Annotated in this window: 12 protein-coding genes and 1 rRNA gene; 6 read left to right on the forward strand and 7 right to left on the reverse strand. The window is 51.7% G+C overall.

Going from position 1 to position 19,058, the window contains the following annotated elements:
- Window positions 1-63: 63 nt before the first annotated feature.
- Complete coding sequence (locus DNH61_RS21515; RefSeq protein ID WP_111148899.1) at window positions 64-4,881, reverse strand: glycosyl hydrolase 53 family protein; 4,818 nt, start codon at window positions 4,879-4,881, stop codon at window positions 64-66.
- A gap of 297 nt (window positions 4,882-5,178) precedes the next feature.
- Between DNH61_RS21515 and DNH61_RS21520 the strand changes: the two genes are divergently transcribed.
- The 3 genes from DNH61_RS21520 to DNH61_RS21530 are packed head-to-tail and all read left to right on the forward strand — an operon-like array spanning window position 5,179 to window position 7,470.
- Entirely contained in the window at window positions 5,179-6,039 is an 861-nt protein-coding gene (locus DNH61_RS21520; protein WP_111148900.1) for a carbon-nitrogen hydrolase family protein, read from the forward strand.
- Window positions 6,040-6,075: 36 nt separating this feature from the next.
- Window positions 6,076-6,744: a GNAT family N-acetyltransferase gene (locus DNH61_RS21525; RefSeq protein ID WP_111148901.1), complete on the forward strand. Its 669-nt coding sequence runs from the start codon at window positions 6,076-6,078 to the stop codon at window positions 6,742-6,744.
- Between the two features lie 54 nt (window positions 6,745-6,798).
- Window positions 6,799-7,470, forward strand: coding sequence for a GNAT family N-acetyltransferase (locus DNH61_RS21530; protein WP_111148911.1), 672 nt, complete (start codon window positions 6,799-6,801; stop codon window positions 7,468-7,470).
- An 87-nt stretch (window positions 7,471-7,557) separates the two neighbouring features.
- On the opposite strand, the gene DNH61_RS21535 is transcribed toward DNH61_RS21530, so the two are convergent.
- Window positions 7,558-8,442: a metal-dependent hydrolase gene (locus DNH61_RS21535; protein WP_111148902.1), complete on the reverse strand. Its 885-nt coding sequence runs from the start codon at window positions 8,440-8,442 to the stop codon at window positions 7,558-7,560.
- 192 nt (window positions 8,443-8,634) lie between these two features.
- On the opposite strand from DNH61_RS21535, the gene DNH61_RS21540 reads away from it, so the two are divergent.
- Both DNH61_RS21540 and DNH61_RS21545 read left to right on the forward strand, forming a co-directional pair.
- Window positions 8,635-9,282: a metal-dependent hydrolase gene (locus DNH61_RS21540; RefSeq protein WP_111148903.1), complete on the forward strand. Its 648-nt coding sequence runs from the start codon at window positions 8,635-8,637 to the stop codon at window positions 9,280-9,282.
- Window positions 9,283-9,435: 153 nt separating this feature from the next.
- Window positions 9,436-10,743, forward strand: coding sequence for a Calx-beta domain-containing protein (locus DNH61_RS21545; protein ID WP_111148904.1), 1,308 nt, complete (start codon window positions 9,436-9,438; stop codon window positions 10,741-10,743).
- Window positions 10,744-10,792: 49 nt separating this feature from the next.
- On the opposite strand, the gene DNH61_RS21550 is transcribed toward DNH61_RS21545, so the two are convergent.
- The gene (locus DNH61_RS21550) at window positions 10,793-15,229 is read right to left on the reverse strand and encodes a M20/M25/M40 family metallo-hydrolase (RefSeq protein WP_245948289.1); all 4,437 of its coding nucleotides are present in this window, start codon (window positions 15,227-15,229) and stop codon (window positions 10,793-10,795) included.
- A gap of 884 nt (window positions 15,230-16,113) precedes the next feature.
- Here DNH61_RS21550 and DNH61_RS21555 point away from each other — a divergent pair.
- Entirely contained in the window at window positions 16,114-16,758 is a 645-nt protein-coding gene (locus DNH61_RS21555) for a GntR family transcriptional regulator (protein ID WP_111148905.1), read from the forward strand.
- Window positions 16,759-16,804: 46 nt separating this feature from the next.
- Here the strand turns inward: DNH61_RS21555 and DNH61_RS21560 are convergent, their stop codons facing one another.
- From DNH61_RS21560 to DNH61_RS21570, 4 genes are all read right to left on the reverse strand, one after another.
- Window positions 16,805-17,800 (reverse strand): patatin-like phospholipase family protein, encoded by a 996-nt coding sequence (locus DNH61_RS21560; RefSeq protein ID WP_181438818.1) that lies wholly within the window; start codon window positions 17,798-17,800, stop codon window positions 16,805-16,807.
- A gap of 11 nt (window positions 17,801-17,811) precedes the next feature.
- Window positions 17,812-18,585 carry an alpha/beta fold hydrolase gene (locus DNH61_RS21565; protein ID WP_111148907.1) on the reverse strand — a complete coding sequence of 258 codons (774 nt, stop codon included), beginning with the start codon at window positions 18,583-18,585 and terminating at the stop codon, window positions 17,812-17,814.
- Window positions 18,586-18,616: 31 nt separating this feature from the next.
- Window positions 18,617-18,775, reverse strand: coding sequence for a hypothetical protein (locus tag DNH61_RS26505; RefSeq protein ID WP_181438819.1), 159 nt, complete (start codon window positions 18,773-18,775; stop codon window positions 18,617-18,619).
- A gap of 185 nt (window positions 18,776-18,960) precedes the next feature.
- Window positions 18,961-19,058 (reverse strand): 23S ribosomal RNA (locus DNH61_RS21570); the annotation flags it as partial.

A 19,058-nucleotide genomic window follows, 5' to 3' on the forward strand; every position in this document is an offset into this window, starting at 1 on the left:
ATTCTTACTGTTAAACAGATGATGAGGATCAAAACTCTAATTTATTCGTTTTCCCCTGTTGTCTTACTGCTGGAGATACAATGCGTTCAGTGCATTAGCGATAATAACCGCCGCCTGCGCACGGTTTGCTGTCGCCTTCGGAGCGAACGTTCCGCTGCCCATGCCGCTGATGATGCCCGCGCGCTGGATCGCCGTTACTGCATCCGCAGCGTATGCGGAGATTTGTCCGGCATCCTTGAATGAAGCAGCCGCAGCTTCACCACCTGCAAGCGGTAGTTCGGTCAACAGAATGGCCTTGTACAGCATAACCGCCATGTCCTGGCGCGTTATCTGCTCATGTACACCAAAGCTGCCGTCCGGCTTGCCTTGAACAATGCCGAGAGCCTGCGCGCTGGCAACTGCCTCATAGTACCAGCCGTTCGCCTCAACATCTGTAAAGCTGCTTGCCGCATCCTTCTGGATAAGGCCCAAAGCTTGCATAAGCATCTGGATGAACTGCGCACGGGTTACCGCTCCCTGCGGAGCAAATTCGCTCTCGCTCATTCCTTGTACAATGCCTCTCGCCGCGAGTCCTTCAATATGGTCCACAGCCCATGAGTAGCCGGCGATATCCGTGAAGCCTGTAGTAACATGAACCGCAGTATAAATGCTGAAATGTTTCGCTTTGAACGAAATCGTTCCCGCTGCCGCATCATAGCGTACATGGTTAACGGCTTCCAGCTGTCCCTCTTCGGTCACATGGTATACGACAATCCCGGTTGCCTTCCGCCCTGGTTGCAGGGTATACGGCATTGTTACCTCTACCTTATTGCCCTTCCATTCCACCTTCTGCCCGTCCAGCGTCATGTGAAAATCATATGCTGCGTTGCCGCCAAGCTGTGCCTGCACAGCTGCCGGAAGGGCATCGCCGCTTACGCCTGCAATGACGATTTGCAGCTGAGAATTTGCCGTTACGTTCTGGCCGCCGATCAGGTCAGCCGACACACGAACGCTCGCGCCCGGCGTCTCAACTACTACTCCCTTCACTTCGCTTGTCTTCAGCTCTTGCAGCCATGCTGCTGGAAGATTAACGGCTACTTCCTTCGCTTCAGCAGCAGAAGGCACTTGAATCGTAACCTGCTTGCCGGCTGCAGCAGCTGCAGCCGTGCGGAGTGCCGCAAGATCAGCTGTCGCTGTGTATCTTCCGTCAACCATGGCACCCGTAAGCGTTACGGTCGAAGCCGATCCGCCTTGGGAAGGGTTCGTTTGAACCGACGGTGCTACCGGCGGTAGGTACCCTTGCTGTGGTGTAGTGGACGTTGGCTGTTCTTTACCTGTCTCTGTGTCTTTGTCTTGGTCTTTGTCTTGGTCGTTGTCTTTGTCTTGGTCTTTGTCTTTGTCTTGATCTTGTTCTGTATCTGTATCTGTATCTGTGTCTGTGTCTGTGTCTGTGTCTGTGTCTGTGCCCGGCTGGTCTGTGCCCGGCTGGTCTGTGCCTGGGGCAGTACCTGGTTCTGTCTCACGGGCCGTCACATGAACGGTCAGCGTTTTTTCAAAACCACCCGGTGCTGTAGCTGTAACTGTCGCCGTGCCCGGCTGCAGAGCCCTCATAATGACCCACACTACACCGCTCTCTTGATGATACGAAGGTTTATAAAAAGATATGATGTCAGGGTTATTGTTAGTAACCTTAATGGTTTCGACAGTTGCAGCGGCAGGAGATGCTTGTATTAGAACTGAAAAATCATCACCAACCACTACATTTCTCTCTGACCCATTATAATTAATGTCTGTAAACGGTATAAACGGCTGCAAACCGTTCACTGCTGCATCAATCGCTGTAATCGCCGTATCTATATCCGCCTGGAACACTTCGCCGTCTGTCATCAGCGCTTGAGCATCGGCCAATACGTTTTGAAGCGTGCGCCAGCTCGATGGCGTATGCTCTGCCTCTACCAGATTCTTGCCTTCCACTTCAGCGATCTTGGCCGCAAGTGCTGTTTTGTCGATAGCAAATGCGCCGTATGCCCAGAAGTCCATCATACCTACCCAATTGGTAGATGCACTTGTAATTGTAACCTTGATATAACGGGCTGTCACAGGGGTTGCCAGCACAATCTTGGGATCTACAGCAACAATAACATCGCTTGTCGTATTGGCGACTTCAACATAGTTCTGATCGTCGTTGGACACTTCAACCTTAAATTTGATGTCACCCGCCCACATCTTCATCTCAATCTTGCGGATGAAGGCTTCTTGACCGAGGTCGACTCTCCACCAGCTGCCTGCGCCTTTATCCGTTCCCCATGATGTGTTGGAGTTATTATCAAGTGCGCCTGCCGGCGTGTTGTTCTGTCCGGTTGCGCCGGTTCCGGCACTCGCGGATGCAGCTGCTGTCTTGCCGACTGCCAGTTCCTGCAGTCTGACCAGCTCGCTGAGAGCAGACTCCAGCTTAGCCAGCACATCTTCAACCTGCTGCTGATAAACATCCTGCCGGTCGTTAATTTCAACTGCTGCTGCCAGTGCTGTCTGTACAGCCGCCCAGCTTCTTCGTGTATAAGAAGAGCTATCCATGACCCGGACACCTGCGATTTTGTTAGCGAGGGCTGTCTTGTCAACGTCAGACAATGAATCAATGGCCGCTTTCAATTCTGCCGCAGCCTTATCCACTTCCGCCTGCGGAGCCTGTGCGTCACTCAACACCGCCGAAGCAGCGATAAGTGCAGTCTGCAGATTGTTCCATGTGAAAGCAGACCAGTCTGCCTCATTCTTGCTCTGTGCTCCCGTTATAACCGCCTGTAATCCCTGCTTGTTCACTCCTGTTACCTGCAGGCCAGCTATAGTGTTAATCAAATTGTCCTTCGCCGCGTCAATGACGGTCTGGCTTACGCCCTGCTGCGTGTACACGCTGCTGTATGCCTGCTGAGCTGCTGCAACGCTGTCCTGCAGTGTCTGCCAGCTCTGACCATCAACATCAGTCTGTGTATACAGCTTGGCCTTTTTCAGCCACTTCTCCAGTTCCATACGGTTAGCTGGCGCTTGTGCCATCCCAACCTTGTATACATCGAGTGACGGAAGAGCGTAACCTTTGTAGGAGTAGCCTCCATTAGCCGGAAATTCATCATAATCGAACATCGACTGATTCTCCCAGGCATCGCCTTCAGAATCAATCCAGCCAACATTGGCCGCGATCCAGGCCGGCTCCCAGTAGAAGAAACCAAGTCCTCTGCCGTCAGGCACTTTAGCCAAAGCGTCCATTACCGCTTTAGTTGCATCGAATTGTCCCTGAACAGTCGCAGGGAATGTCGCCCCTCCGACCAGCTGTGAAGGATTGCCAATTACATTGGCATGCGCATCGCCGTTCTTATAGCTGAACGGATAAGAAGTTTCTGCGATTACAACTTCCTTGTCATATTGAGCTGAAATAAGGTCCATTGTATTCTGAACATCTGCAAATGTCCCGTGCCAAAATGGGTAGTACGACAATCCAATAATGTCATATTCAACATTCCGGCTCTTCAACTCGCTGAAGAACCAGTTAAAAGTTCCGTATTTGCCGCCTTCAGCCAAATGGACCATGATTTTAACATTCTCGCCGCCCTCAACTGCACGGACACCTTCTACACCACTTGTGATGTAATCGGCTGTCTTGTTAAAATCGGGGTTGCTGTTCTTGTCGTTTAACAGACCGCTGTTAATCTCGTTACCGATCTGCACCATGTCCGGCATAGCGCCTACATTCTTCAGATCCGTCAACACTTCCGTCGTGTATGACTTAACAGCCGCTTTCAGCTGCTCATGCGTATAATTTTTCCATGCAACAGGCTTCAGCTGCTGCCCCGGATGAGCCCAATCGTCCGAATAATGGAAGTCTACCAGCAGCTTCAGGCCCTTATCCTTTACGCGCTTACCCAAACGAACAACGTCTTCCTTATTGTTGTAATAGGCGTCGCCGTGGAAATTGGTCATCTGCGGATTATTCCAGACCCGAAGGCGTACATAGTTAACGCCACGGTCCTTCAGAATATCCAGAAGGTCACGCTCTACCCCGTTGCTGTCATAATACTTACCCCCATTATCTTCAATCGCTGTCAGGGTTGAGATATCCACGCCGCGTATGAAGTCTTCGCGATAGCCGCCGACATGAACAGTTGCTTCAGGTTGTACGGAAGCCCCTTCAACCGTTCCCTGCACCGTAAAAGTGCCAGTGCCCGCGAACTGGGATGGATGTACAGCATTCCAGGATACGTTCACCATTCCAGTAGAGCTGTCCAGGTAGTTGGCCGTCACTTGCCCTGGCAGAACGGGCGCAACCCCTGAAGATGTCGGCACTACGACCGGAGCATAGGATGTGATATCCGCTGGAGATTTAACGACGATGTTCCCCCATACTCTAAGCTCTCTAATACCAGGCCAATAGTTAGGGCCAATATAAGATTGAATCGATATGCGGACATAACGGACGTTGCTCTCGGAGAAAACATCAACGGCTGTCTGCTCCAATCCCGTGTTGGCACTCTTATCAGATGCAACACGCCAATCCTTACTGTCTGAGGATACTTCAACCAGATACTTAACTGGCCCGAACCCCCATTCACCCGGCTGATCCTTCCAATGAATCTCGGCGCCCGAAATATTGTGTGCTGAGCCCAGATCGACCATCACCCATTCAGCGGAACCGCTGATTGAACCAGAAGCTGTCCAGTGCGTATTCGTCGTGCCGTCCACGGCTTTTTCCGCAAAATTGTTGTAAGCATCCACGGAACTAGCTGTAACCGCTTTCCCTAATGCCAAGTTAACAGCCGCCGCTTCTGCTTTATACGCCGGATACACGGCAAGCTGGGCCATCACTAACGCTACTGCAAGCAGAAGACTCAGTCTTCCCTTCCTGCTCTTCATCATGACAATCCTCCCTTTAGTCTATGTGCATGCTGTCTTACTACATCTAATTATCGTAAGCCCTGCATGAATAAGACATGGTACAAACCAAATATTTCAGCAGTTTTAACAATGCTTGCCACCGCCTGCCACCAGCCTTAGTTAAGGATGGAAAAAAGCCCCTTAAACTGCGGCCTTCAGGGGATGCGCATATAGACACAGCACCGCATCGGCAATCCGCCTACTTGCATCAGCCCGTCGTTCCTTTCATAATATAAGCAGCACACCTTCCTGCAGGAAGGTGACCGACAAGGAGGGCATATGACCAAGATCCGAGTTTCTGCCGTTCAGTATCATCTGCATACCATCTCGTCCTTCGACGAGTTTGCCGCTCAATCCGAGCATTATATGAAGACCGCTGAGGAGTTCGGTGCGGAGTTCATTCTGTTTCCCGAATTCTTCACAACCCAGCTGCTGTCGATCGGAGACGGCAAGGGCAACGCCCTGACGATCAACGATCTGCCTGACTTTACAGATGCATACCGCGATCTGTTCACCCGTCTTGCCCGTGAGTCAGGCACCCATATCATCGCCGGCACCCATGTCACGCGCAAGGAAGGCAAGCTGTACAATACAGCCCACCTCTTCTACCCGGACGGCCGGATCGGCGAGCAGCCGAAGCTGCACATTACACCTACGGAAGTCACCGAATGGAACATGAAGCAGGGTGACGGGCTTGAAGTATTTGAGACGGACAAAGGAACCATCGCCATGCTCACCTGCTATGACATTGAGTTTCCCGAGATTGTCCGGATGGCCAAGGCCAAAGGCGCCGACGTTATTTTCTGCCCATCCTGTACCGATGACCGCCATGGCTTCTACCGGGTCCGCTATACCAGCCATGCCCGCGCCGTGGAAAATCAGGTCTATGTTGTCGGGACAGGCACGGTAGGCTCCCTGCCGACAGTCGATTTCATGCGGGCTAACTACGGCCAGGCGGCTGTCATAACCCCTAACGATATTCCATTCCCGCCGCGCGGCATCATGGTTGAGGGCGAGATCAATGACGATATGATCGTCACGGCCGATCTGGACCTGCAGCTGCTGTACGAGGTGCGTGAACGCGGCTCGGTCACAACCTGGCGCGACCGCCGGACCGATTTGTACACCGACTGGAAGTAAGAATGCATCCGTTCCGAACACGAGAGGAGGCTGCCTTTGTACCGGAAAGAATTATTCGTTTATGAAGGGGACCGGCCTGTCCGGGCTGTCATCCGCAATTACCGTGAGGAAGACTTTGAGGGCCTGATTGAAGTGCAGCAGGAATGTTTCCCTCCGCCCTTCCCGTCCGAGCTGTGGTGGAACAGGGAGCAGCTCAGCAACCACGTTAACCTGTTTCCTGAAGGGGCGCTGTGTGTGGAGATTGATGGCCGGATTGCCGGATCCATGACAGGACTGCTTACCGAATATCACGTGAACGACCCTGACCATACCTGGGAGGATGTGACCGATAACGGCTATATCCGGAATCATAATCCGCAGGGCAATACCCTGTACGTGGTCGACATTGCTGTCCGCCCTGCCTACCGCAAGCTTGGCCTTGGCAAATGGCTGATGTTCGCCATGTACGATGTTGTCGTGCACCTGGGTCTTGAACGGCTGCTGGGCGGCGGCCGAATGCCTGGCTACGGCAGCAAGGCGGAGGAGATGTCAGCCGAGCAGTATGTGGAGGCTGTGCTTAACGGGTCGCTCAAGGATCCGGTATTGTCGTTCCTGCTCCGCTGCGGGCGCATGCCAGTCAAGGTAGTTCCCGGTTATCTCGAGGACGAGCAGTCCCGGAACTACGGCACCTTGATGGAATGGCGGAATCCTTGTCTCACCGTATAAACACTAAGCCTGCCCAGCAGGCTCTAACTTGAAGGAGGCCTTCGAATGGCTAAGATGGACTATCACCGCATAACGAGTATAGAAGACACGCTCTTTCGCAGCATGCACGAACTGATGCAAAAGGTTTTTCCGCCTGAAGAGGTGCTGGAATATGATCTGTGGAAGGAGCCGCTGGAGGATCCAGGCATCCGGGTATTTGTCGCCGTTCTGGATGGGCAGGTCGTCGGTGCGACGGAGTACCGCTACTACGAGGATTTCAATGTTGCGATGACGGACTTTACAATCATTGGACAACCGGGTCTAGGCATTGGGCGCTTCCTGTGGAAAAAGCGGGAAGCTGACCTGCAGGCGCTGGCTGCCGCGAACGGCCAAGAGCTGCTCGGTATGTTCGCCGAAATCTACGACCCGTACCGGGTAGAGCATTATGAATTCGGCGGCGTTAAGCCGATGGACCCGTATGTCCGCCGCGAGGTATTGTCCCATATCGGCTACAAGCGTCTGGACTTCCCGTATGTTCACCCATCCTGGAACAATGACGGTGAAGCTGTTGAGGGTCTTGACCTTGGCTTCCTGCCGATGGACGACGAGATGGAATCGGTATCCGCTGAGCTGGTCGTTAACTTCCTGAAGCGTTACTATACCGTGCTGCCTAACAAGCCGCAGGCATGGCTGGATATGGTGGCGGGGCTGGAGAAGAAGCAGTCCGTGTCCCTGCAGCCAATCTAGATCTGTACAGATTATCGGAATAGACAGAGCCCTTATCCCCCCAGCTCAAGCCGGGAGCCGGATAAGGGCTCTTCTTATGCCTTCGTGCTACTTCCCGTCCTCGACATGATCCATATACTCGAACAAGAAGGATTGGCCATTCCGGTAAAATCGCGGATCGTACAAGCCGAGCCGGCTGCCGTCCTCGACAATGACAACAAATGGCGACCACTCGTACAGGGTTCTCGCCTTGGGGTTGGCCGCAAACAGCTTATCAAGGTCCGCGTCCTCCTTGGAAGTGAGCACAGCCACCTCCTCCATCCCCGACCACAAGGTTCCCTTCCGGATTTCCACGATGTTATCCTGCTTGCCAATAACCGTGAATACGCCCGGAACAAAATCCGCCGAGAGCGCAATCTGCTCGTATTCCTCCTTCAGGCTGTTATGGATGGCATAGCCTTGAGAGGTCTGAATCGCCACATGCAGTGCAATAAGCCCCCAGGCAATGCGGAATACATGATGGGAACGCCATCTGCCCCTGCCGAATTTGGCGAACAGGAAGGCTCCGCCCATAATGATCCAGAATAATACATCGACAATCGGGATCGTGCCGAAGGTTACCCGGACGGCGGAGAAGGGCTCCAGGAAACCAGTCCCCCAGGCATTGAACAGGTCGCTTACGTCATGAATCAGTACAGCTAGCGCAGCCAAGCCAAACCAGAACCATCCTCTGACCTTGAACAGAAGCCGGACAATGAGCGTAATAAGCGCAGCCCACACCGGCACAAGGAATACGGAATGCGTAATGCCTCTATGCCACATCTGATACCGGCCCTGTGTATCCCACCAGGCGGATATCACATCAATATCAGGGATCTGCGAGCCGCCGACGGCTGCCAGCAGCAGTGCGCCCTTTTCCTTGCGGGACATGCGGGTCTTATCCACTGATCCGTACAGCGTAAGACCGAATAACGTGTGGGTAACGGTGTCCATTCTTACCTCCAGTATGTAATGCCATCTCTACAAGTCTAGTATCTCTTGGTCTAGTATACCAAGCCAGAACCAATTAGGGGATATCAAACATCTTCCTTATAATGGTTGCAGGCCGGTAGGCGGACAGGTTATACTTGATAGATCGAACGTATGTTTGCTGTATGATTAATATAGAATAGGATGGAAGCAAGTATGAGAGGAACCACACATCTGGCAATCGGGACGGCAATCGGAGGCGCCGCTGCCGCTTATTATCCCTTCAATCCGGCGAATGCCGCTGTCTATATGGCCGTTGCCGTCATATCGGCATTAAGCGCAGACCTGGACGGTCCCAGCCTTCTGAGCCGCAGGATCGGCAAGCTGTCGAAGGTGCTGCGGTCGTTAACCTTCTGGACGGGTCTGCTATCTGCGGCCGCAGCCATTTATTTTTATTTTATCCATGACTACTATACCCCCGCTACGACTGCCGTCGCGCTGGCACTGTTTCTCCTTGGTCTTGTGATGAGGGAGGGTATAATTCGGAATACACTTGTCAGTCTGGTGGGCGCAGCCCTCCTGTATACGAGCCTGCAGTTCGATATTCAGTGGCTGCTTGGATTCGGCCTGTTCGTCGTCTGGGTCCCCTGGCTGAAGCATAGAGGCTTAAGCCATACGGCGTGGGCTCTGCTGCTCTGGATTCTCATCGGCCGCGAGCTGGAATCCGAGCTGCAGATTGCGGGGCTGACAAGGGTCGCGGCAGCTGGCTATCTGTCTCACCTGCTTGCGGATACACTCACACCGAGCGGTGTGAAATGGTTCTATCCCCTGTACAAGAAGGCAATTAAGCTGAAGGTCTGGTAACGTGTACGTTCAGCTGCCGAACATAAGTATAAGTTTTGATAAAATTCTCATTTTTCATAAGATTCAACCAAAATTAGGGATTGATAGACATTTAGTCTTCCCTTATAATGAAGGTGATACAGATTGTAACATATTGTTGATGGAGGGTATCAGATGAAGAGAAGAACCGTATGGACCAGCCTGCTCACCCTACTGCTTACCGCAACGATTTTGCCAGCCGGTATCAGTGCCAATCCAGCCAGTACGAAGCCAGCAATTGAACTGTCGGGCTTCGATTACTGGAAGACAAGGATCGACTGGGAAGAAGAAGAGAAGGGATACTATGGACAGTATGAGCAGGACGGCGACCGGAGCATCCCTGTGCAGATGACCGGCGATCTCCCTGGAAACGACGAGCAAGCTATAGTCACCTACGAGGTCAAGCAGGTCCAATATACGGGAGCCATTAAGGATGCATGCGCCATTCCCACCGTCCCTCCACAGTCCGGGAAGCTTGTCTTCACCAATCAGTCACGAACAGCCAGCTTCACCATACCGATAACCGATGACAGCCGCTCTGAATGTACAGAATATTATGTCATTACTCTAAAATCCGAAAGTGGTAACGCTTACATAAATATGCCTTATCATGAAGCGCTGCTGTATGTATTTGACGACGATCAGGCGACCCTCTCGTTTACATCAGGCAGCTCGAAGTCAAAGCCTCTGTTTAAGGTTGCCGAGGATGGAGCCAGCCAGCGTCCGCTTATGGTATTCACAAGCAGTATACCGGAAGGAATTATGCTGCTCGGCGACCTGCGGCAGGATGTATCGGCAGACTTGTCCTTTATCGACTGCTGTGCCACGAAGGGTGTAGACTACAAGCCGCTCCGTGACAAAATCACCTTTCGCAAGATCGTCTTTGAACGCGGCAAAGAATACACCTATTACGACAACCCTTTCATCTTCCATGAGCCTCACCGCTTTCCTGTCATTCAGCGAAGAGATTTATTTACCGTTATCGATGACCAGGAAGTAGAGAAGAAGGACGAAGTGTTCAAGATCACGCTTGCTAACCCGGTCAATGCCAAGCTTGGTTCCCACAAGACAGGCTACGTGGCCATCGTGGACAACGACAAGCCCTGCTTCAAGTTCGACATGCAGGTTATAAATGCCAATCAATGGACTCAGCAAGCAGCATTCACCATCTCCCGCAACAGCGCAGAGGGCAGTGCCAAAGCATTGGTTCGTACGCGGTTGGATGATACCACCAATGTGAGTAATGATCTGGTTGCCCTGCCTGGGGTTGATTTTGTAGCCTTGGAGCAGTGGGTGGAATTTGCTCCGGGAGAAACGACGAAGACGGTGTACGTCCAGACGATCGGCCACAATTCCACCAAGTGGGGTAAGCTCTTCTACCTGGAGCTCCTCCAGCCTTCGAAAGGCTACTCCGTTCTGAATGAAGCTTTGGTTCGTATGTAAAAAAGTCCCCGGCGGCTGTACGCTGCCGGGGACTTCTTTGTTAAACTGATTACTGATCCTGAAGGTCCAGCATTCTCTTGATAATGACAGCTGCCTGGGCACGGTTGGCCTTGCCCTTCGGCTGGAAGGTCGTTGCCGTCATACCGTTGACTACACCTGACTCTGTAAGAATGGCAACGGACTCCTTGGAGTAGGAAGCCAGTTTGTCCTTGTCCTTAAATTTCGCCAAGGCGCCGTCCACGTCAGGTATCTGGACTTCCTTCATCTTCTTCAACGCATTCGCGCCCATGATCGCCATCTCTTCACGCGTAATGGAACGCTTCGGATCGAACTTGCCGCCGCCGATGCCGCTCGCAAGTCCCGCTTCGACTGCTGCAGCGATATAGGAGGAATACCAATCCGTTTTCTTCACATCGCTGAACGCTGCCGTCTTGCCTTCTACCTCAAGATTAAGCGTACGAACGAGCATCGTCAGGAACTCTGCCCGCGTTACTTCCTTCAGTGGCGAGAAGCTGCCTTCGCTTGTGCCGCTGATGATTCCTCTTGCCGCAAGCTCAGCAATAGCTTCTGCTGCCCATGCTTCCACAGGCCCCAGGTCCTTGAACTGCGGAGCAGCAGGTGATGCCGGCTTGGACGGCTCTGCCGGTGTGCCTGGCGCAGGCGCGGCCGGCGTTTCAGTTCCTGGCGCTGTCGTACCTGGTGCCGTTACTGGCGGTACATAGCCCCCGCCGCCTGCACTCGGGCTGCCTGGCAGATCTTCACTCAGAAGCGATGCATAGATCGCATTCGCAAGCAGACGGAACTGGTGCTGCGGATGCGCTCTGTTCGTCAGATCATTACCGAAGATGGTGACATTCACACCATTCTGGCGGTACGTAAAGGCCATGACTTGACCCTGAGCAGCTTCATGCCCCGGCCACCAGCCTGCCACGAAGAAGTCTGAATCTCCGCTCACGGAAGCAATCGTTTTGCCACCAGTTGGTACGGTCTTGATATAAGAGCCGGATACCGTATACATATGGTCCGATTCTGCATATGGAGCCGTAATCACGCTGGACTGGCTCATCTTGGTCTCGAACAAGCCCTCATACGGATTGTTGTAATAAGAGTTTGCTCCTGTCTGGACCAATCCGGTTGATACGAAGTCAAAATTCGGGAGCACTGTCCACGATTTGACCGCATTCATCGCGCTGTAGCCATAGCCGATATACGGTTTGCCGCCGGATACCAGCGCCTTGCTGCCAAGATTGACAAGCACGTCGGCATCATTGGTGCTCGTCGTTACCGTAAAGCCAAGGCCACGAAGCACATAGGCTGGAACACCACTAGCCGCTACTGACGCTTTGCGCAGACTCTGAGCTGACGTGCTTACATTGCCCGTAAACGGTGTAACTTCAAGAAAATATTTGGCGCTGATTGCATTCAGGTCTGCACCAGAAACAACGAAGTCACCCTTCTCATATCCTGTTCCACCCGCATACAGCATGGAGACCGGCTTGCCTGCTGCCAGCAGCTCGTTCACTGCTTTAACAGCATCGTTATTCGTATTCTTGATGACGTAGCTGCCTGCAGCCGCCACCTGGGCAGTCGCAGGAATGGTCACCGAAGTAACGGCATTCGTCTTGCCGCTAAACACATTTGCTTCTCTTACGATATACCGGTCAAACCCTCTCATGTATGAGAAGCTCTGCACGATATCTGCGTACATCTCAGAGAAGTCCGATACATCAATGCCGTCATAAAGCACCAGGTTGGCATAACCGCGTTTGGCCTGCTTCATGTTGACGACATACGTACCGGCGGGATAGCTAATACCTGCTGCTGAAACGGCCGTGGTGGATTGCTCGACCTTGACGCCGTTGCGGATAAGGTACTGCACCATACGATAGGCTTCCAGGGGGTTCTTCTGAAGCGAATCACTTACCGGCAGCACATAATAATCCGGGAAAAAGCTTTCGCCTTCAGCGCGCGGTCTGCCGACCGCTTCATTCTTGGCATTGACCAAATGCTCATCAACCGATGGGCTGTCAACGCCTTCGATTCCGCGCTTGTAAACCTCCAGCTGATTCAGGAAAAGCTTCTCCTTGTTCTGAATCACATAGTTCGTTGCGGCAAGGCTCGTATAATAGAGCGCCTTCGTCGATTCCTCGTTCAGATCCGGAATTTCGAGCGTATGGCCAAGCGCGCCATGGTGCATCGCGTATACGGCCGTGTATGCTGGCGAAGCATCATCCCATCCTGTTGGATAACCCGGTGATTCATAGGAAGGGTCTGCTGCCAGCTTCTGTGCTTCCAAATACGGAATATGATACTTATCATAGGTTGTATTGGCGATGCCCGCCTCACCCATAGCTGTCGCCTGCTCAACCATGCTGTCAATAAGGAGGTCGAATTCCATATTCGGGTCATGCGGCGGTGTACAAGGCTCGATCAGGAAGCTGCTTACGAAGCCGTGCATGTCCAGGAAGGACAGCGGCGACCACTTGGCAACCTCTGCTGCTACAATTTGGGTTTCCGGCTGTGTCTGGTACGAATTATCCCGGTTAAGGTCAAAGCCGTTCGCGTTCGCACGCGTATTCAGATAACGGCCATCCGGGTTCTCCGTGTAGTTGAACAGGAAGATGGCGTCTTCAAGCACCTCGTCCATGTGCAAGGTGATATCTTCTGCAGTCGCGGACGGCTTGTAGGACACATAGTCCTCCGTTGCCATTGTGCGGAAGAAGTTAAGAATGACATCAACGCCAGGCGCTTCATCCGGATGAATGTTGTTCAGCCAGATCGGCACCTTATAGTCGGTGAGCTCACCGCTGCGGATTTTCGCCTGCAGGCCTGCCGGGTCATTGATCATCGCTGGCAGTGTCTGTTCTACATACTGCTTAACGGAGGCCTCATCTTTGGCCATAATGGTAAAATAAATATCGCGGCCCTGAACGGATTGGCCCAGCACGCGGGTTTCAATATAACGGCCTTGCTTGGCCGCAGCCGTAATCTCATCAATAGCCGGTTTAATCTCATCGTAGGTATGATAGCTGTCATAAGGCACCATCTTCACCGATGCAGAACCCACGACCGTTCCGTTCGGGCCGGTTACGGCAAGCTCCTTGGTGCCCATGCGTTCTGGATAGAGCTCGCGGTACGGGGAACCATTGAGTGCCGTCTTATTGTTATAAACTAAATCAAAGGTAATCTTCGCTGTAACCGTGTTCCCGTTTACGACAGGTGTGCCTTCCAGTGTAATGAACGGATCACCCTTGTAGCCTGCAGGAGAGGAATCCGATGCAGGGAGCCATTTTTTCCACTCCGAGAATGCCTTGCCGCCGTAGGTCCAGCTCAACTCCTCCAGCTTGACGCCAGCCGGAAGCGTGAAGGTTACATCCACTGTTCTCTTCTCGGTCATGGAGACCTTACTGGTACTCAGCTGCAGCTTCTGCGGTTCATGAAGCTCAAGCAGCAGCTTGGTCAGCAGCTCTGTAAAGGTCGACAGGCGTTCTTCCACACGCTCAGGATAATTGAGCATAAGGTACATAAGATTGTCCTTCTCGGTATGCCAGATTGCTCCATCCTGCTCGGTCTGCGTGTAGCCATCTTTATCACCCAGCGACCAGTTGGTTGCTTCCATATAGGCGTAAGGGATACCTGCAGCCTTAAATGGCGCATGGTCGCTCCAGTCTCCAGTGGTACCAGCCGGATACTCCGGATTCTCACCAGGGTTGGTCGTCACATTAAGACCTTCCCGCTCGGCAATAGCCAGCCCTTGGTCACGGGCAAAGCCTTCCCTGCCCTCATCGCCATACAGGTACATAAAGTCACCTGCAGCCAGGCTGTCGAGGTTGATCATGACGACCGTGTTGGCCTTCTCTTCATCTGTCATACCGGCTACGTAAGCTTTCGAGCCGCGCAGGCCTTCCTCCTCCGCTCCAAAAGCGATGAATTTCAGCGTGTATGCCGTGTGCTCTTTCGCAAGCCACTCAGCCGCTTCCAGCATGACACCCACGCCTGAAGCATTGTCGTCCGCGCCTTTTGCCGTCGCTACCGAGTCATAGTGGGCTCCTACAATAATGGTCTTGGAGGAGGTGCCAGGCTTAGTAGCTATTACGTTGGTGGAGTTAATCGTATTTCCATTTCTAACATAGCTGAATGCCTGCTGGTCAACGGCATAACCATACTTGGCAAACTCAGCCGCTATGTAATCTCTCGCTTTGATCTCTTCGAACGAACCAGCTGTTCGCGTACCAATCTGTTCAGAGATCGTGATAACATGTGCTAATGCACTTGAGCCATAAACACGTCCTGGAACGGACGCCTCATCCGGAACAACGGGATAGAAAATACCCGTGTTCGGTATGTTTACCTCCTGCTCAGGAGCCGCGGCACCTGGCTGTCCGGTCACTTCTTGAGCGAAGGCCGCAGGTGCTATAGAGGAGATCATCAGCATAATTGCTAGAAGCGTGGATAGATAACGTGTGATTCCCGTCTTACTGTACATATTGTTCCTCCCAAAACCAGAATGGTCTACCTTTACTTGCAGCTGCTAACAGGGCATTGACACCTGCCTGGTCGATTATTCCATCTTCCATCTCTCCCATCCGGTCCGTATGTACTAGACTTAGAAACCCGCTGCTTCCGCATTCTAGAAGTCTAAAAGCCTAGTTGGCGGCAAATTACGTATATTGTATTCAATGCACAATATACCTCAAGAATGTTAACAATTATAACACCGAGGTCTGCCGCCAACAACTAATATTTAATACTATTTCATTATATTTATGAATAATTATTGAATTACATGCCGATAGACGGTTAAATATACGTAAACATGAATCTTTACATCACATCACTCTTAGCTGTACTCTATGAATGCACGCCCCCTCCACCCTCATTCCCACTAACCATTTCAGTCTTCTTATCATAAAAAGATTCGATCAAGCCGCATAGACAGCAGCCCATGAACCCCTACTCATTTCTCGGGAGCCGAAGATTTACTTGATTCATCTATGTATACAATATACAATCAAAGGGTATGTTATATATCATAACATCGAATTCCATGAAGAACTATTAGCATAACATCTACCATCGAGCCCGGCTTGTATATTTATAAAAAAAGTTAAATATGAGCATTCCAACGGTTTTACTCTCTTGAACAGTAGCCACAAGCAATGTTAATATATAAATAACAAACTACAACGGACTTTTTATGCAGTTCTTCTGTATTTTTATTAATTCAATCCAGGTGAGATGATATGCCACAGTCACCCTAATAAATATAAAACGGCATTGATCCTCGAGCTCACAACACACTTGCTGTATATACATACAGTGGTTTGCATCCCGCTTGACCACATAATGCTTTTTAGAAGGGGAATCTGTATGCAGGCGCCAAAATACCAATCGCTTAAAGACCATGTGTACGACTACATCGCTCAAAAAATTCAGGATGGGACTCTTCTTCCCAACCAGAAGATCAATGAGGCGGAAATATGCCGCAAACTCGATATCAGCCGTACACCAACCCGTGAGGCACTGTTTCAGCTCACCTCGGACAACCTGCTCGATTATCTCCCAAGGCGGGGCTTTACCGTTAAGGCGTTCGACCCGAAGAAGAAGCTGGATTACTCACGTATCATCGGCTCGCTCGATGCGCTCGCTGCTACGCTTGCGGCCGAGCATTTGGATGAATCGGATCTCGCCAAGATGGAGAAGCTTATTCTCAAGATGGATCAGGATATCGAAGAGCACAATTTCTCCGACTATCACCGGGACCAGTATCAATTTCACGAAATCTATATTTACAAGTGCCAGAATGAAATTCTGATTGAAACGCTGAATTCGCTGAAGAACAGCTTCATCCGCCAATCTTACTTAAGCGAGGACCGTCAGCGGTTAATGATGGTTTTGAAGGAAGTAAACAAGGAGCACCGGGCCATTCTTGACCTGTTCCGTACGAAGAATGTCGAGAAGCTAGATTGCGCTCTCAAATATCACTGGAGAATTATCGATACGGAGATGCTGTAGGAAAGTCGCGGATTAGAGAAGCCTTGGACTGAATGGTCCAAGGCTGTTAGTGATCGGCCGTCTGCTCAGAATCAGAAGCAGGGATGGCGGCAGCTCCGTCTGGCCGGCTCATCCAGCTAGATGGCTCTACGGAGTCTCCCGGTATAATAGATGAGGAATGCGTTTCGGTTATGGCCTCTGGGACATCGTCTTCAATGCCTACAGTAACCGGTTCTTGAGATAATAATTGCTTGAGCTCTTCCATTCTGGATATCGCTGCCTTATAGCCGGCTTCAATACAGTCTATTCCCTTGCGAAAATCAAACACACCCGCCCTGCCCACCTGCGGAAGGATAACGGCATCAGCGTGCTTCAGCTCATGGGCCATCTGAAGCTTAAGATTCATATGCACAACTTTATGAAGGACATTAAATGATGATATCACGATCTCAGCATCTGCAATTGGGGAGATTGGGTCTATTGCAATGACGTGTTTAGCCCCCATTGCTCTGCAGATCCGTACTGGACAGTTCGCGGATACCCCGCCATCAATCAGCAGCCTGCTGCCATAGTAGACCGGACGGAACAGAACAGGAATCGAGAAGCTGGAGCGAACCGCATCCGCAATACTAACATCCTGCTCCTCCGGATAACCTTCTATCTTCCGGGAGGAGAAAACAATTGTCTCCCCTTTGTACAAATCTGTTGCTACAATTCCACAAGGAAGTCCAAGAGAAGACACTGGCTTGTCATGGGTCAACTCGGCCATCAGCTTCTTCAAGCGGTCGCCCTTCATCCAGCCTTCCAGCCGGGGACGCCAGAACAGGGCCTTAAACAAGATCGATCGCCAATCAAAGTCCAGATATCTGCGGTTTAAACGCGGTACTATACGGACCAGCTCCTCCGGCCTGTACCCGTAGGCATACAAGGCAGCAACCATGGAGCCTGAGCTTGTGCCTGTAACATGTGTCACTTTGATTCCCGCCTCTTCGAGCGCGATCAGCACGCCAACCCCCGCTATTCCCGGTATGCCTCCTCCGGCAAAAGCTACCCCCGTCTCCATCGTCGTCCTCCTCATTCATGCTGGCTGACAAACCGCCGAATCAGTTCATTAAGCTCCTCAGGCTTATTGCAGGGAAGCTCATGCCTAGCCTTCGGTATCCAGGCTGTACGGCAATCCGGGAGCCGCGAAGACGTTATCCCAGCATATTTGCCGAATAGACGGTCTTTCTCCCCGTAAACCAACATAACAGGTTTTTGCAGCTGCTCCAGGCGATCAAGACAGTTGTACTGATAGTACGCTCGATAATAGCAAGCAGCATCAAACCCGTTTGACTGGCGTGAGGCGCGCAGAAGCGGCCAAAAATGCCGCTTCTGTCTTGTATTTATCATGGTACCCAAAACAGATAACATATCCTTACAGCCTGGCCGGGTCATACTTAAAGCTGAGCGGACCAGCCTTCGGAGCGATGCATCCTTCGTATCGATACCCGGAACACATCCCATCTGCACAAGGCCTTTCACCCTGTCAGGGTAGGTAAAAGCCAATTCGTAGGCTACTGACCCTCCGGCCGAATATCCACACAGCCACACTTTCTCCTCGGAAAGCTCATCCAGAATCATTCTTAGGTCTTCTTTAATATGCTTAAAATTCCACTCAGATGAGGATGGCTTTGACTGTCCGTGGCCCCTCAAGTCGGGAATTATGACACGAAATCTGTCCGTCAGCCCTTCCCTCTGCGGATTGAATATGACTCCTGGCAGAAGAGGGGGATGTATGAACAGCAGCGTGGGACCGCTCCCTGTCACCTCTACATGGTGAGCGATGCCATTCGCATGAATATTCACCGCCCCACTCCTTCCAAGAAAAGTCTGAGAACTATTTTGCCGGCTTACTCCGGTTCGTAAAAGCTTCGGCTTCGGTTACACCATCTGCCTTGACGGGTTTATCCACCCATGCGGCTCCCGTATGCCTGGTAATCTGATGCTCAGCATCAGCCGTCTTGCGCGTACCCATCTTGAACTTTGGCTTATCCATTAAGGTCCTCTTCCTTCCTGCAGCGGGTTCATGCTCGTACTGTAGTCTGCCCCAGGCGGGAGACGCCAATGCAAAGAAGAGCGTCCCTCCGTTATATCGGATAGACGCTCTTCATGTATGGGTTACACCCTGAAAACCGGATGCGAATGAAGTTGTCGAACCTTAGCTGGTTTGTTTGTTCTTAATAGGATAAGCCCTCGACCGATTAGTATTCGTCAGCTGCACGCATTGCTGCGCTTCCACCCCGAACCTATCAACCTCGTCGTCTTCAAGGGGTCTTACT

It is taken from the genome of Paenibacillus sambharensis (assembly GCF_003233845.1).
GTDB classification, from domain to species: domain Bacteria; phylum Bacillota; class Bacilli; order Paenibacillales; family Paenibacillaceae; genus Paenibacillus_I; species Paenibacillus_I sambharensis.